The organism is Faecalibacterium sp. An121 (assembly GCF_002160915.1).
GTDB lineage: Bacteria > Bacillota > Clostridia > Oscillospirales > Ruminococcaceae > Faecalibacterium > Faecalibacterium avium.
Window position 1 is genome coordinate 26539 of the sequence record NZ_NFLM01000001.1, and the last position, 13940, is coordinate 40478.

Annotated in this window: 14 protein-coding genes; 10 read left to right on the top strand and 4 right to left on the bottom strand. The window is 64.2% G+C overall.

Annotated elements, in window-relative coordinates:
• Positions 1–39: 39 nt before the first annotated feature.
• Positions 40–948 carry a nucleotidyltransferase family protein gene (locus B5E66_RS00105; RefSeq protein WP_087227959.1) on the bottom strand — a complete coding sequence of 303 codons (909 nt, stop codon included), beginning with the start codon at positions 946–948 and terminating at the stop codon, positions 40–42.
• A gap of 270 nt (positions 949–1218) precedes the next feature.
• Here B5E66_RS00105 and B5E66_RS00110 point away from each other — a divergent pair, with 270 nt between their 5' ends.
• The 3 genes from B5E66_RS00110 (at position 1219) to gpmI (ending at position 4893) form a co-directional block, all read left to right on the top strand.
• Positions 1219–2427, top strand: a complete 1209-nt coding sequence (locus B5E66_RS00110) for a phosphoglycerate kinase (RefSeq protein ID WP_087227960.1) — start codon at positions 1219–1221, stop codon at positions 2425–2427.
• Between the two features lie 116 nt (positions 2428–2543).
• Complete coding sequence (gene tpiA / locus B5E66_RS00115; protein ID WP_087227961.1) at positions 2544–3314, top strand: triose-phosphate isomerase; 771 nt, start codon at positions 2544–2546, stop codon at positions 3312–3314.
• A gap of 46 nt (positions 3315–3360) precedes the next feature.
• The gene (gene gpmI, locus B5E66_RS00120; RefSeq protein ID WP_087227962.1) at positions 3361–4893 is read left to right on the top strand and encodes a 2,3-bisphosphoglycerate-independent phosphoglycerate mutase; all 1533 of its coding nucleotides are present in this window, start codon (positions 3361–3363) and stop codon (positions 4891–4893) included.
• Between the two features lie 115 nt (positions 4894–5008).
• Here the strand turns inward: gpmI and B5E66_RS13035 are convergent, their stop codons facing one another.
• Positions 5009–5146 (bottom strand): hypothetical protein, encoded by a 138-nt coding sequence (locus tag B5E66_RS13035; RefSeq protein ID WP_158098285.1) that lies wholly within the window; start codon positions 5144–5146, stop codon positions 5009–5011.
• Positions 5147–5450: 304 nt separating this feature from the next.
• On the opposite strand from B5E66_RS13035, the gene rplU reads away from it, so the two are divergent.
• The 4 genes from rplU to B5E66_RS00140 all read left to right on the top strand — a co-directional run bounded on the left by rplU (position 5451) and on the right by B5E66_RS00140 (position 7843).
• Entirely contained in the window at positions 5451–5762 is a 312-nt protein-coding gene (gene rplU / locus B5E66_RS00125) for a 50S ribosomal protein L21 (protein WP_164474852.1), read from the top strand.
• A gap of 14 nt (positions 5763–5776) precedes the next feature.
• On the top strand, positions 5777–6028 hold the full coding sequence (gene rpmA / locus B5E66_RS00130) for a 50S ribosomal protein L27 (protein WP_087227964.1): 252 nt from the start codon (positions 5777–5779) through the stop codon (positions 6026–6028).
• A 111-nt stretch (positions 6029–6139) separates the two neighbouring features.
• Positions 6140–7423, top strand: a complete 1284-nt coding sequence (obgE, locus tag B5E66_RS00135; RefSeq protein WP_087227965.1) for a GTPase ObgE — start codon at positions 6140–6142, stop codon at positions 7421–7423.
• Positions 7424–7435: 12 nt separating this feature from the next.
• Positions 7436–7843 carry a Mini-ribonuclease 3 gene (locus B5E66_RS00140; protein WP_242958046.1) on the top strand — a complete coding sequence of 136 codons (408 nt, stop codon included), beginning with the start codon at positions 7436–7438 and terminating at the stop codon, positions 7841–7843.
• Between the two features lie 113 nt (positions 7844–7956).
• On the opposite strand, the gene B5E66_RS00145 is transcribed toward B5E66_RS00140, so the two are convergent.
• Positions 7957–8148 carry a hypothetical protein gene (locus B5E66_RS00145; RefSeq protein ID WP_087227966.1) on the bottom strand — a complete coding sequence of 64 codons (192 nt, stop codon included), beginning with the start codon at positions 8146–8148 and terminating at the stop codon, positions 7957–7959.
• A 136-nt stretch (positions 8149–8284) separates the two neighbouring features.
• Between B5E66_RS00145 and B5E66_RS00150 the strand changes: the two genes are divergently transcribed.
• From B5E66_RS00150 to B5E66_RS00160, 3 genes are all read left to right on the top strand, one after another.
• On the top strand, positions 8285–9736 hold the full coding sequence (locus B5E66_RS00150; protein ID WP_087227967.1) for an RsmB/NOP family class I SAM-dependent RNA methyltransferase: 1452 nt from the start codon (positions 8285–8287) through the stop codon (positions 9734–9736).
• 108 nt (positions 9737–9844) lie between these two features.
• A complete protein-coding gene (locus tag B5E66_RS00155; RefSeq protein ID WP_087227968.1) occupies positions 9845–10582 on the top strand; it encodes a YebC/PmpR family DNA-binding transcriptional regulator in 738 nt (245 codons plus the stop codon).
• Between the two features lie 94 nt (positions 10583–10676).
• Positions 10677–12359: a PASTA domain-containing protein gene (locus B5E66_RS00160; RefSeq protein ID WP_087227969.1), complete on the top strand. Its 1683-nt coding sequence runs from the start codon at positions 10677–10679 to the stop codon at positions 12357–12359.
• Between the two features lie 96 nt (positions 12360–12455).
• Here B5E66_RS00160 and B5E66_RS00165 read toward each other — a convergent pair whose 3' ends face one another.
• Positions 12456–13934, bottom strand: a complete 1479-nt coding sequence (locus B5E66_RS00165; protein ID WP_087227970.1) for a glutamate synthase subunit beta — start codon at positions 13932–13934, stop codon at positions 12456–12458.
• Between the last annotated feature and the right edge of the window lie 6 nt (positions 13935–13940).

Genomic DNA, 13940 nt, shown 5'->3' on the forward strand with positions numbered 1-13940 from the left:
CCATCCATGCACTGCACGGATGGGGTTTGCGTTTTTGGGTCAGAATTGGGCAGGGTAGAGGCCCTGCCGGGTGAGGGCGGCCAGGGCGGCCACCACTCCGGGCTTATCTTCCCGGTAGGTGACGCCGTACCACTTGTCGGCGCTGTGCAGTACCTTGAGCTGGGCCTTGTCCTCCGCGATCAGCTGGGAGATGACGGAGGGCAGGAAGTATTCGCATTTGAGGGGGTTTTGGGGCAGTTCTTCGGCCAGGAAGCGGGAGAAGCGGGCCTCGGCCTCGGCCAGGAAGCTGGCCCCCAGCCCCCACAGCCCCATGCTGACGGTGGTGGAGCCGGGCAGGGTGACCCAGCTGTCCCCGTCGGCGTACTGGATCAGGCCGTCCCGCTGGACGATCCTGGTGCGCTCGGTGACGCTTTGCAGCATACCGTCGGGGCCCACCTGGCACACCCCCCGGGAGACGCTGCCGTTTTCGGTGACGGTGTTTTGCAGCTGGTAGCCCACCATGCAGTACTGGTAGCGGGCGCCGTCGGTGTGGGTGGACAGGTGATCGTAGACGGCCTGGAAGGCCTGGGGCCCGTAGTAGTCATCCGAGTTGATGACCGCAAAGGGACCTTCGATCAGGCTGCGGGCGCTGAGCACCGCCTGTCCGGTGCCGAAGGGCTTGGTCCGCCCGGCCGGGACGGTATAGGGGGCGGGCAGGTCCTCCAGGGCCTGGAAAGCGTAGCCCACCTCCATCAGGTGGGACAGCCGGTCCCCGATGGCGGCGCGGAAGTCGGCTTCGTTTTCTTTGCGGATGATGAAGATGACCTTCTCAAAGCCGGCGCGCCGGGCGTCGTAGATGGAATAATCGATGATCAGCTGCCCGGCGGGGCCCACCGGGTCCAGCTGTTTCATGCCGCCGTAGCGGCTGCCCATGCCGGCAGCCAGCACGACCAAAACGGGTTTTTGCATCATGTAACCTCCTTTGTGTGGCGCTGTCTCCATTATAGCCCCGCAGGGCGGCCGCTGGCAAGACCCGCCGGCCCAAAAGCCGGGGCGGCGGCGCTTTTTTGACAGTCTGGATACTTTTGCCCGGCCGGCAGGGGAATGTTTGGCAGGGGGCGGGCAAAGAACTTCTTGCTTTGCGCCTTTGAATTGTATATAATAGAGGTATCCACGGGGAGACCCGATGATGACAAAACTCACTTCAGGCAAAATAAGATTTGAGAGGAGTTTAGAACAATGGGTTTAGGTAAGAAGACGATCGACGACGAGAATTACTGCGGCAAGAAGGTGCTTGTCCGCTGCGACTTCAACGTCCCGATGAAAGATGGTGTCATCACCAACGAGAACCGCATCAACGCGGCCCTGCCCACCATCCAGAAGCTGATCAACGACGGCGCAAAGGTGATCCTGTGCAGCCACCTGGGCAAGCCCAAGAACGGCCCCGAGGCCAAGTTCAGCCTGGCGCCTGTGGCCAAGGCCCTGAGCGCAAAGCTGGGCAAGGACGTTGTCTTTGCCGACGATGACAACGTGGTGGGCGACAACGCCAAGGCCGCTGTGGCTGCCATGAACAACGGCGACGTGGTGCTGCTGCAGAACACCCGCTTCCGCAAGGAAGAGACCAAGAACGTGCCCGCATTCTCGGAGGATCTGGCCAGCCTGGCCGACGCCTATGTGGACGACGCCTTTGGCAGCTGCCATCGCGCACACTGCTCCACCGCCGGCGTCACCGACTACATCAAGGATACCGCTGTGGGCTACCTGATGGAGAAGGAGATCCGTTACCTGGGCAACGCGGTCAACGATCCCGTCCGTCCCTTTACCGCCATCCTGGGCGGCGCCAAGGTGGCCGACAAGCTGAACGTCATCTCCAACCTGCTGGAGAAGGTGGATACCCTGATCATCGGCGGCGGCATGGCCTATACCTTCATCAAGGCTCAGGGCTACGAGATCGGCAAGAGCCTGTGCGATGACAGCAAGATCGACTACTGCAAGGAAATGATGGAGAAGGCCAAGGCCAAGGGCGTCAAGCTGCTGCTGCCCGTGGATACTGCCTGCGTCAAGGACTTCCCCGATCCCATCGACGCTCCGGTCGAGACCGTTGTCTATCCCATCGACAAGATGCCCGCCGACATGGAGGGCTGCGACATCGGCCCCGAGACCATGAAGCTGTTTGCCGACGCGGTCAAGGCGTCCAAGACCGTGGTCTGGAACGGCCCCATGGGCGTGTTCGAGAACCCCACCCTGGCTGCCGGCACCCTGGCTGTGGCCAAGGCTATGGCTGAGAGCGATGCCACCACCGTCATCGGCGGCGGCGACAGCGCTGCAGCGGTGCAGCAGATGGGCCTGGGCGACAAGATGACCCACATCTCCACCGGCGGCGGCGCTTCTCTGGAGTACCTGGAGGGCAAGGAGCTGCCCGGCATCGCGGTCATCCAGAACGCATAAGGACAGTCGCTTTTTCACAACCGTATGTGATGGGTGCGGCGGCGATGCGCCGCCGCGCCCTTTTGTTTGCAGCAGGTTGCGAGGACCTGCCAGGGAAAAGATAAGGAGAGATCAAGATGGATAAAGCAAAGCGCAAGGCCGTTATTGCCGGCAACTGGAAGATGAACAAGACCGCCACCGAGGCTGCCGCCCTCATCGACGAGCTGATCCCCGCCGTCAAGGACGCATCCTGCGAAGTGGTCATCTGCACCCCCTACACCGACCTGGTCACCGCCGTGGCCAAGACCAAGGGCACCAACATCCATGTGGGCGCCGAGAACGTCCACTTTGAGAAGTCGGGCGCCTACACCGGCGAGATCAGCGCCGATATGCTGGTGGACCTGGGCGTGGAGTACGTCATCGTGGGCCACTCGGAGCGCCGCCAGTATTTTGCCGAGACCGACCAGACCGTCAACAAGCGTGCTCTGGCTGCTCTGAACGCCGGCCTCAAGACCATCATCTGCGTGGGCGAGAGCCTGCAGCAGCGGGAAGAGGGCGTGACCGAGGAGCTGGTCCGGATGCAGACCAAGATCGCCCTGCGGGACGTCACCGCCCAGCAGATGGCCAACGTCATCATCGCCTATGAGCCTGTGTGGGCCATCGGCACCGGCAAGACCGCCACGGCCGACCAGGCCCAGGAAGTGTGCGCCCAGATCCGCAAGGTGATCGGCGAGCTGTACGGCGAGGAAGTGGCCGAGGCCACCACCGTCCAGTACGGCGGCAGCATGAACGCCAAGAACTGCGAGGAGCTGGTGGGCAAGAAGGACGTGGACGGCGGCCTGATCGGCGGTGCCTCCCTCAAGGCAGCCGACTTTGCGGTGATCGTCAACGCCGCTTCCAAGGGCTGAGAACGGCCTTTGGCTGCACCAAATAAACCAAGGAGTTAAAAATCATATGGCAAAGAAACCCATGATGCTGTGCATCCTTGACGGCTTCGGCTGGGTGCCGGACCAGACGTATGGCAACGCCATCGTCGCCGCCAAGACCCCCTATATCGACCATCTGTTCGCGACCTGCCCCCACGTCACCATTGGCGCATCGGGCATGAGCGTGGGCCTGCCCGACGGCCAGATGGGCAACTCGGAAGTCGGCCACACCAACATCGGCGCGGGCCGCATCGTCTACCAGCAGCTGACCCTGATCACCAAGTCCATCCAGGACGGCGAGATGCAGAAAAATGAGGTGCTGGTGCGCAACATGAAGGCCGCCATCGACCATGGCAAGGCCATCCACTTTATGGGCCTGATGGGCACCGGCGGCGTCCACAGCCACGAGGACCACCTGTTCGGCCTGCTGGATATGGCCAAGGCCCTGGGGGCCAAGGACGTGTACGTCCACGCCATCATGGACGGCCGTGACACCGACCCCCACGACGGCGAGCACTTCCTGCAGAGCGTCCAGAACAAGCTGGATGCGCTGGGCATCGGCACCATCGCGTCGGTCAGCGGCCGCTATTACGCCATGGACCGCGACAAAAACTGGGACCGTGAGGAGAAGGCCTATGCCGCCTTTGTCTACGGCGAGGGCGACCACGCTGCCGACTGGAAGGAATGCATCCAGCGCAGCTACGCCAACGGCGTCACCGACGAGTTCGTGGTGCCCTGCGTCACCTGCGAGGGCGGCCGCGTAGCCGAGGGCGATACGGTGGTGTTCATCAACTTCCGCCCCGACCGCGCCCGCGAGATGACCCGCATCTTTGTGGACGATGACTTTGACGGGTTCGAGCGCCGGTACGGCCGCTTCCACGTCAACTACGTCTGCATGACCGAGTACGATGCCACCATGCCCAACTGCGAGGTGGCCTATCCTCCCGTGGACCTCAAAAACGTCATGGGCGAGTATATCGCAAACCTGGGCATGACCCAGCTGCGCATTGCCGAGACCGAGAAGTACGCCCATGTCACCTTCTTCTTCAACGGCGGCCGCGAGGAGCCCTTTGAGGGCGAGGACCGCTGCGTCATCCCCAGCCCCAAGGTGGCCACCTACGACCTCAAGCCTGAGATGAGCGCCCCCGAGGTGGCAGAGGAGTGCGTCAAGCGGATCGAGAGCGGCAAGTATGACGTGATCATCCTGAACTTTGCCAACTGCGACATGGTGGGCCACACCGGCGTCTTTGATGCCGCCGTCAAGGCTGTGGAGGCTGTGGACCAGTGTGCCGGCAAGGTGATCGACGCAGTGCTGGCCGCAGGCGGCAAGGTGATCCTGACCGCCGACCACGGCAACGCCGACAAGATGAAGAACGAGGACGGCACCCCCTTCACCGCCCACACCACCAACCCCGTGCCCTGCGTGGTCATCGGCGCAGGCAATGACTTCCAGCTGCGGGAAGGCGGCGTGCTGAGCGACCTGGTGCCCACCATGTTCGAGCTGATGGGCATTCCCCAGCCCAAAGAGATGAGCGGCAAGAGCCTGATCGTCCACGCATAAGGCCCGGCCCGTTCGAGCACACAACAAACAAGGCCCCGCAGGCGGCGTCGAAGGACGCGGTCTGCGGGGCCTTTTGCAGGGTGAGGGATACTTTTATTTGAGGAGGCCGTGGATATCACGAATACTTATAAAAGCCTTCCCCCGCGATGACGCCCAGTTTGCCTTTGTCGAGGTACTCCTCTTTCAGAAGTTTAGCCAATCTGGCGTGCATACAGGTGGGGTCGGTGTGGGTGTCCCGGTGGTTCATTATCACATGGATGATACCTGTAATACAAGTATACATAGAAAGAATGGAAAGTCAAGGGCGGGTTAGAGGGCAAAGGTCAGTCTGTCAGCTGGTCCGGACGGCACGCCGGCCCCGGCGGTGCAACACCGCCGGCAGCGGTCTGAAAAACCGACGTCGGGCGGTAAAAAGAAACAGAAAAAATTGGAACTTCCTCTTGCATTCCGGCCGGTTTTTTGGTATACTATATCAGCCGCTTGGCGTGGGCGCCTGAAACGGCCCCGATGCGGGCCTGCCTTGACGGCCAGCGAGTACAGAGAAAAGGATGAAAAATATGTACGCAATCATCGTTACCGGCGGTAAGCAGTACCGCGTGGAGCAGGGCGACATCGTCTACATCGAGAAGCTGGACGCTGAAGCTGACTCCGAAGTGAAGTTTGATCAGGTCCTCGCTGTGGGCGAGGAGGGCTCGGTCAAGGTGGGCGCTCCCGTCGTGGAGGGCGCCAGCGTTTCTGCCAAGGTCATCAAGAATGGCAAGGGCAAGAAGCTGAACATCATCACCTATCGTCCCAAGAAGCACAGTGCTCGCCGTATGGGCCATCGTCAGCCCTACACCAAGGTTGAGATCACTGCGATCAACGGCTAAGGAGGAAGTTTACAATGGCACACAAGAAAGGCGTAGGCAGCACCAAGAACGGCCGCGACTCCATGGCCCAGCGTCTGGGCGTGAAGCGTGCCGATGGGCAGAAGGTCCTGGCTGGCAACATCCTGGTCCGTCAGCGTGGCACTCACATCCATCCGGGTGAGAACGTTGGCAAGGGCAGCGATGACACCCTGTTCGCTCTGGTGGACGGCACCGTCCGTTTTGAGCGGGTGGGCAAGACCGGCAAGAAGTGCAGCGTCAAGCAGTAACTTCGCGCGGGCCTGAGAAACTGCAGATCAAAGAGCCGGACCAGGTTTCGTGGCCCGGCTCTTTTGCTTGTGTCCCCACATCCCTGCCCATGCAGAGAAAAGGAGAAAACTATGGCAGTACAGACGAATTTTATTGATATCGCCACCATCTGGCTCCACGCGGGCAAGGGCGGCGACGGGGCGGTCAGCTTCCACCGGGAAAAGTTTGTGGCGGCGGGCGGCCCGGACGGCGGCGACGGCGGCCGGGGCGGCGACATCCTCTTTGTGGTGGATGACAACCTTTCCACCCTGATGGATTTCCGCTACAAGCGCAAATATGTGGCCCAGGCGGGCGGCAATGGCCGCGGCAGCAACTGCCATGGCGCCAACGCCCCCGACCTGGTCATCAAGGTGCCCATGGGCACCGTCATCAAGGACGCAGCCAGCGGCCTTGTCATTGCGGACCTGTCCGACCACCAGCCGGTGGTGGTGGCCAAGGGGGGCCGGGGCGGCTTTGGCAACGCGCATTTTGCCACCCCCACCCGCCAGGTGCCCAAGTTTGCCAAGCCCGGCCTGCCCGGCGAGGAGCTGCAGGTGACGCTGGAACTGAAATTGATCGCCGACGTGGGCCTGATCGGCTTCCCCAATGTGGGCAAATCGACCCTGATCTCCACCATCAGCGCGGCCCGGCCCAAGATCGCCAACTACCATTTTACCACCCTGGTGCCCACCCTGGGTGTGGTGTCGGTGGGGGAGGGGGCCAGCTTTGTCTGCGCCGACATCCCCGGCCTGATCGAGGGCGCCAGCGAGGGCGTGGGCCTGGGCCACGACTTTCTGCGCCACGTGGAGCGCTGCCGCCTGCTGCTCCATGTGGTGGATGTGTCGGGCAGCGAGTGCCGCGACCCCGCCGATGACTTTGAAAAGATCAACCAGGAGCTGGCCCGCTTCAGCCCGGCGCTGGCGGCCCGGCCCCAGATCGTGGTGGGCAACAAGTGCGATCTGGCCACCCAGGAACAGATCGACGCCTTCCGCCAGTATGTTGAGGCCAAGGGCCTGACCTTTGTGCCCATCTCGGCGGCCACCATGCAGGGAGTCAAGGCCCTGCCCGGCCTGGTGTACAACCGGCTGAAGGACATCCCCCCGGTGCCGGTGTTCGCGCCCGAATACAAAAAGCCGGAGGCCAAAGCCGACGGCCGGTCCTTCACCATCACCCGGCTGGAGGCCCACCGCTGGTCCATCGACGCTCCCTGGCTGGAGCGCATCCTGGCCGGCAGCAACGTGGACGACTACGAGAGCCTGCAGTTCTTCCAGCGGCAGCTGGGTGAGAGCGGCATCCTGGACGCCCTGGTGGAAAAGGGCGTGGAGGAGGAAGATACCATCCTCATCGGCGATTACCAGTTCGACTATATCTTCTAAGGAGGGCGCAGTATGGAAAAGATGCCCGCCCAAAAGATCGACCTGCGGGAGATCAGCCCCCTGGCTCTGGCCTTTGTGGGGGACAGCGTGCTGGAGCTGCTGGTGCGCCAGCGCCTGGTGGAATACCACCGGATGGCCCCCGGCCGCCTGAACGCCGAAAAGGTCAAGTATGTGTCCGCCCGGGCCCAGTTCCGGGAGGAGCAGCTGCTGGAGCCGCTGTTCACCACCGAGGAGATGGACGTATTCAAGCGGGGGCGCAACGCCAGCCGCACCGCCGTTTCCAAGCACGCCACCCCCGAGGAATACCGCGCCTCCACCGGCTTTGAGTGCCTGTTGGGCTGGCTGTACCTGCGGGGGGATACTGCCCGCATCGGCCAGCTGTTCGAGGCCATGTGGGCCGGCTACGACCCCGCAGAATGACAAAAAAGCAGGCCAGGCCGGATGTATGCGTCTGCACATATCCGGCCTGGCCGCTCTCAGCTTTGCAGGATCAGAGGAAGGAAAAGAACGTTTCGCCCTCTTTGGGGGACGGGTCAGCGGCAGTTTTTGCTGCTGGTCTTGGTGCTCTTGGCGTTCTTCGCGCCCTCGTCATCTGCGCCCTTGGTGTACTGGTTGGGATGCTTGTGCTCGTTGGATGCGGCGTTGATGGTGCGGCTGTTGCCGGCCGTGCGGGTGTTGTTCTGGCTGCCGGACTGGGTCTTGCAGTTGTTGCTGCGATTTTCCATGGTGTGATTGCTCCTTTCGGATGTTGGATCGGGATGAGGTCGCTTGCCTGCAGGGGCTTTTGCCCCCGCTGGTGATAGTTTGGCCGAAAGGGGCGGCAATATTCAAAGACTTTTGACAGTGAAAAGGTGGTATCCTGTGCCAACAGAATATTTTGAAGCTAGGGAGCGGGCCCTGCTGGGAGAACGCTATGACCGGCTGTACGCTCCGCCGGGCGCAGAGCCTGCCCGGGGCGTGACCGTCTCGGCGCTGCGGATGAGCCCCGAGGCTTTCCGGGCCGGGGCGGGCTTTGGACTGGAGGCGTCCCCTTTCTGCGCCGCGGGCTTTGTGGTGACCGAACCGGGCTTTAAGCCGGGGCGCCATCCCTGGCACCATGCGGGGGTGTTCTACTCCCAGGAACCCTCGGCCTCGGCGGCGGCCCCCTTGCTGGGGGTGCGGCCGGGGATGCGGGTGCTGGACCTGTGCGCCGCGCCCGGCGGCAAGACCAGCCAGCTGGCGTCCGCTCTGGCGGGGCAGGGGCTGCTGGTGGCCAACGAGTATGTGGCGGCCCGGGCCGAGATCCTGAAAAGCAACCTCGAGCGGATGGGGGTATCCAACGCTGTGGTGCTCAACGAGAGCCCCGAGCGGATCGCCGCCGCCCTGCCCGCCTTTTTTGACCGCATCCTGGTGGATGCGCCCTGCTCGGGGGAGGGGATGTTCCGCAAGGAGCCTGCCGCCCTGGCCCAGCATTCGGAGGCCCTGGTGGCCCAGTGCGCGGCCCTGGGAGCGTCCATCCTGGACAGCGCCGCGGAGGCCCTGGCCCCCGGCGGAGAGATCCTTTACTCCACCTGTACCTTTGCCCCGCAGGAGGATGAGGGCCAGGTGGCGGCCTTTCTGGCGCGGCATCCGGAATTTGCCCTGGCCGACGTGATGGAGCGGGCTTTCGCGCCCTTTGGCAGTCCCGGCGAGGCCAACCGCACCGGCGGCTTGCCGCTGGATGTGTCGCTGGTCCGCCGGATCTGGCCCTGCCAGGGGGGCGAGGGACATTTTATGGCGCGTCTGGTCAAGGCGGGGCCCCCGCCCGACATCGACCGCGCCGCCCAGGAATCCCTCTGGCTGGCGCGGATGCAGCGTCCCGCCGCCGAAAAGAAAAAGCCTGCCCGGCCCGCCCGGGGCCGCAGGGGGGCCGAGGCCGCCGCGCCTGCCCAGGTACTGGAGGCATGGCGCGCCTTTGCACAGGAGACGTTCCCCGCCCTGGCGGGCCGGCCCGCCGTGGCACTGGGGGAGAATGTGCTTCTGCCTCCCGCCTGCCCGCCCCTGGGGCTGCACATCCTGCGGGCCGGGGTGCTGGCGGGCGAGGTGCACAAGGGAAGGTTTGTGCCGGGGCATCACCTGTTCACCGCCTTTGGGGCGTTTTGCGCCAACATCGAGGCCCTGGACAGGGCGGACCCCCGCTGCGCAGCCTACCTGTCCGGCCAGGAGATCCCGGCCGGCACAGCCCGGGAGGGCTGGTGCTGCGTCACGGTGGACGGCTGCCCCCTGGGGGGCGGCAAGGCGTCGGGGGGCAGGGTGAAGAACCACTACCCCAAAGCCCTGCGGCTGCTGGGCTGAGCCAATTTTCTCTTGAAGACACAGCCCAGTTGTGCTAAAATAGATAAGACACTGCAACATGACATTTTGTACCATGTAGATGTTTTAAATCGCTAGGAGGCTTACCCCATGTCAGGACATAGCAAATGGAACAACATCAAGCGCAAGAAGGAAAAGACCGACGGCGCAAGGGCCAAGGTCTTTACCAAGATCGGCCGCGAGATCAGCGTCGCGGTCCGGAACGGCGGCCCTGACCCGGCCTCCAACGGCAAGCTGGCCGACCTGATCAGCAAGGCCAAGCGGATGAACGTGCCCAACGACAACATCCAGCGGATCATCAAGAAGGCCGAGGGCGGCGACAAGACCGAGTACGAGGCCATCAACTACGAGGGCTACGGTCCCGGCGGCGTGGCCGTCATGGTGGAGACCCTGACCGACAACCGCAACCGCACCGCCGCAGACCTGCGCCACTATTTTGATAAAAACGGCGGCAACCTGGGCACACTGGGCTGTGTGGGCTTTATGTTCACCCAGAAGGGCGTCATCGACATCTCTCTGGAGGACAAGGACGCCGACGAGGCCATGATGGATGCTCTGGACGCCGGCGCCGAGGACTTTGACGCCGGGGAGGATGCCGCCGAGATCACCACCGATCCCGACAGCTTCTCGGCGGTGTGCAATGCGCTGGAGGCCAAGGGCTATGAGTTCATCTCGGCCGACCTGGCCATGGTGCCCATGACCACCACCCGCCTGACCGACCCCGACCAGCTCAAGCAGATGGGCAAGCTGCTGGATGCGCTGGAGGAGGACGACGATGTGCAGAACGTCTGGCACAGCCTGGAGAACGAGGAAGACCTGCCGGAATAACGCCCGGCGCCAAAAAAGCAAAACAGGGAGCCGGGCCGTGGCTTTGGCCCGGCTCTTTCTGCTTTTGGAAGGTCCCATGGAAGGGGGATGAACGATGGACGACGCGCACAAGATCCTTTGCCCGTACTGCCGGGCCGAGCTGGAGGAGGGAGCGGCCGGCTGTCCCCACTGCAAGCGCAGTTTTGAGGGGCGCAACCCGGCCGGAGCCCTGCCGGTGGGCACCCTGCTGGCGGGACGGTATACCGTGGGGGAGATGCTGAGCCTGGACGGGGAGGGTATCCTCTACCGGGGTGTGGAGAACCGGGGCCGCTTCCGGGTGACCATCAAGGAATATTTTCCCATCACCCTGTCGGCGGAGCGGGGCAGCGACTGGCAGCTGCGCCCCAAGCCCGGCAGCGAAGTGCTGCTCAAGACCACCCGGATGGATTTTGCGGACCTGTACCGCTCGATCCAGCGGATCACCCCCGCCACCGGCCTGGAAGCGGTGCTGGATGTGGTGGAGGCCAACAACACCGTCTATGCGGTGCTGGAAAACCCCGGCGGCATCCCTCTGGACCAGTGGCTGGACAAGCAGAAAAAGAACGTCCCTCCCGAGGCCGCCTGCGCCATGCTGCAGCCGGTGTTCAACGGGGTGGCGGCCATGCACCAGGTGGGGCTGGTGCACCGGGGCATCTGCCCGGAAAACATCCGGGTGCTGGACAACGGCCGGGCCCGGCTGACCGGCTACGCCACCATCGGCCTGCGGACCGCGGGCAGCGGCCTCCACGGCCAGCTGTACGAGGGCTACTCCGCCCCCGAGCAGTATTCGGCGGTGGAGTTTGAGGGGCGGTACACCGATGTGTACAGCCTTTCGGCGGTGTTCTACCGGATGGTCTGCGGCCAGAGCCCTGTGCCGGCGGCCCAGCGGCTGGTGACCGACTCCAACCTGGGGGCCCGCACCGTCAACCCGGCGGTGCCCGCCTATGTGTCCGAGGCGCTGGACCTGGGCCTTCAGCTGGAGCCCGCGAGGCGGATCCAGACGGTGCCCCAGCTGGGACGGGCCCTTTCCTCGCCCCAGGCCGCCGAGGAGGAGGCGCGCACCCTCCATGCGGCGGGCCGCCGGCTGCAGCGGGAGAAAAAGCCCGCCCTGAGCCTGACCGCTATCCTCACCGGCATCCTGATCCTGCTGGCGGTGCTGACCCTGCTGACCCTGTGGGGCCTGCTGGGCCGGGTGGGACAGCCGGAGGAACCCCCTGCTTCCTCCCAGGCGTCCAGCGCCCCCAGCGCCGTCACCGTCAACTATGTGCCGGATTTTGTGGGGATGACCTATTCCCAGATCCAGACCAACCGCCAGTATGCGGGCATCTACCTGTTCTATGTCACCGAGGAGTACAGCGACAGCGCCCCCGTGGGCACCGTGCTGACCCAGGAGCCCGCCGCAGGAACCGCCATCACCGAGGGGGAGAACCCCACCATCCGGCTGGTGATCAGCAAGGGACCCCAGATGGTGGAAATGCCCAATACCATCGGCTTTACCCAGGAGGGCGCCATCCATGAGCTGGAGAGCCGGGGACTGGTGCCCAGCTGCTTCATGGTGGTGAACGACGGCTCCTATGCCTCGGGCTGCGTGGTGGCCTGCAGCGTGGAGCCGGGCACCATGGTGGAGGCCGGCAGCACCATCGTAGTGTATATCGCCGCCGACCGGGACGTGCAGATCACCACCACCCCCGAGACGGCAGACCCCGCCGGCCAGGGAGAGAGCCAGGACGGCGATCCGGAACAGACCCCGGCGGAGTGAGCCGGAACAAAAAACGATCCAAACAGAAACGGGAGCCCTTGCAACGGGGCTCCCGTTTCTGTGTTTAGGATAGGAAAGAGAATGGCGTAAGAAAAATTAGAGGTTGGTGTAGCCCATCAGGTACTGGTCCACCTGGGCGGCACAGTCCCTGCCTTCCCGCAGGCCCCACACCACCAGGCTCTGGCCCCGGCGCATATCGCCGCAGGTGAATACCCGGTCCACGTTGGTTTGGAAGCGATGGTCGGCGGCACAGCCCCGGGCGTTCCGTTCCACTCCGAAAGCCTGGGCTACATAGTCCTCGCACCCCACAAAGCCCGCCGCGATCAGGGCCAGCTGGCAGGGATAGGTGAACTCCTCCCCGGTGGGGACCATGACGGTGCGTCCGGTGTCAGGGTCCTGCCGGGGCTCCAGTCGGGCCACCACCGCGCCGGTCAGCTGGCCGGCCTCGTCCTTCAAAAATTCCTTGACGGTGGTCTGGTAGGCCCGTGGGTCTTTGCCAAAGCGGGCGATGCACTCCACCTGGCCGTAGTCCACCTTGCGCACCCGGGGCCATTCGGGCCAGGGGTTGGAAGGGGTGCGCTGGGCGGGCGGCTCGGGCATCATCTCAAGGGCCAGCAGGTCGGTGCAGCCCTGGCGCAGCGCGGTGCCCTGGCAGTCGTTGCCGGTGTCGCCGCCGCCGATCACCAGTACGTTTTTGCCCGCGGCGGAGATGGCCCGGCCGTCGGCCAGGTCCGAATCCAGCAGGCTGCGGGTGACGCTGGTCAGATAGTCCACCGCGAAAAAGACCCCGGCGGCATCGCGGCCCGGAACGTCCAGATCCCGGGGCTTTTTGGCCCCGCAGCACAGCACCACCGCGTCGTAGTGAGCCAGTACCTCGGCGGCGTCCACCGTGCGGCCCACGTCCATGCCGGTGAGGAACTCCACTCCCTCCTCCTGCATGATCCGGACCCGGCGCTCGACGACCGCTTTATCCAGCTTCATGTTGGGGATGCCGTACATCAGAAGGCCGCCAGGGCGGTCCTCCCGCTCGTAAATGGTGACGGTATGCCCCCGCTTGTTGAGGTATTCGGCCACCGAGAGCCCCGCAGGGCCCGAGCCGATGACCGCCACGCTCTTGCCGGTGCGGGTGGGAGGCGGGCAGGCCGGCATCCAGCCCTTGGCATAGCCCCGCTCGATGATGGCGTGTTCGTTCTCCCGCACCGAGACGGCGCTGCCGGTGACGTCCCCGCAGGTGCAGGCGGCCTCGCACAGGGCGGGGCAGACCCGGCTGGTGAACTCGGGGAAGCGGTTGGTGGCCAGCAGGCGGCGGAGGGCCAGCTCCCATTTGCCCCGGTAGACCAGCTCGTTCCACTCGGGGATGAGATTGTTGAGCGGGCAGCCCGAGGCCGCCCCGCCGATGGTCATGCCTGCCTGGCAAAAGGGCACGCCGCAGTCCATGCAGCGGGCCGCCTGGGTCTGCTGCTCCTCCCGGGGCAGCCAGACGTGGAATTCATTGAAATGCTCCAGCCGCGCAAGGGGTTCCAGTTCGGCGCTGGTCTTGCGCTGGTAATCCATAAAACCTGTCGTTTTACCCATGATATC

Bases quoted from the DNA above. Each gene is read 5' to 3' on its own strand.
- gpmI (WP_087227962.1), top strand. From the start codon at position 3,361: ATGGCAAAGAAACCCATGATGCTGTGCATCCTTGACGGCTTCGGCTGG.
- tpiA (WP_087227961.1), top strand. From the start codon at position 2,544: ATGGATAAAGCAAAGCGCAAGGCCGTTATTGCCGGCAACTGGAAGATG.
- B5E66_RS00145 (WP_087227966.1), bottom strand. From the start codon at position 8,148: ATGGAAAATCGCAGCAACAACTGCAAGACCCAGTCCGGCAGCCAGAAC.
- B5E66_RS00110 (WP_087227960.1), top strand. From the start codon at position 1,219: ATGGGTTTAGGTAAGAAGACGATCGACGACGAGAATTACTGCGGCAAG.
- rpmA (WP_087227964.1), top strand. From the start codon at position 5,777: ATGGCACACAAGAAAGGCGTAGGCAGCACCAAGAACGGCCGCGACTCC.
- B5E66_RS00105 (WP_087227959.1), bottom strand. From the start codon at position 948: ATGCAAAAACCCGTTTTGGTCGTGCTGGCTGCCGGCATGGGCAGCCGC.
- B5E66_RS00140 (WP_242958046.1), top strand. From the start codon at position 7,436: ATGGAAAAGATGCCCGCCCAAAAGATCGACCTGCGGGAGATCAGCCCC.
- rplU (WP_164474852.1), top strand. From the start codon at position 5,451: ATGTACGCAATCATCGTTACCGGCGGTAAGCAGTACCGCGTGGAGCAG.
- B5E66_RS00155 (WP_087227968.1), top strand. From the start codon at position 9,845: ATGTCAGGACATAGCAAATGGAACAACATCAAGCGCAAGAAGGAAAAG.
- B5E66_RS00165 (WP_087227970.1), bottom strand. From the start codon at position 13,934: ATGGGTAAAACGACAGGTTTTATGGATTACCAGCGCAAGACCAGCGCC.
- obgE (WP_087227965.1), top strand. From the start codon at position 6,140: ATGGCAGTACAGACGAATTTTATTGATATCGCCACCATCTGGCTCCAC.
- B5E66_RS00160 (WP_087227969.1), top strand. From the start codon at position 10,677: ATGGACGACGCGCACAAGATCCTTTGCCCGTACTGCCGGGCCGAGCTG.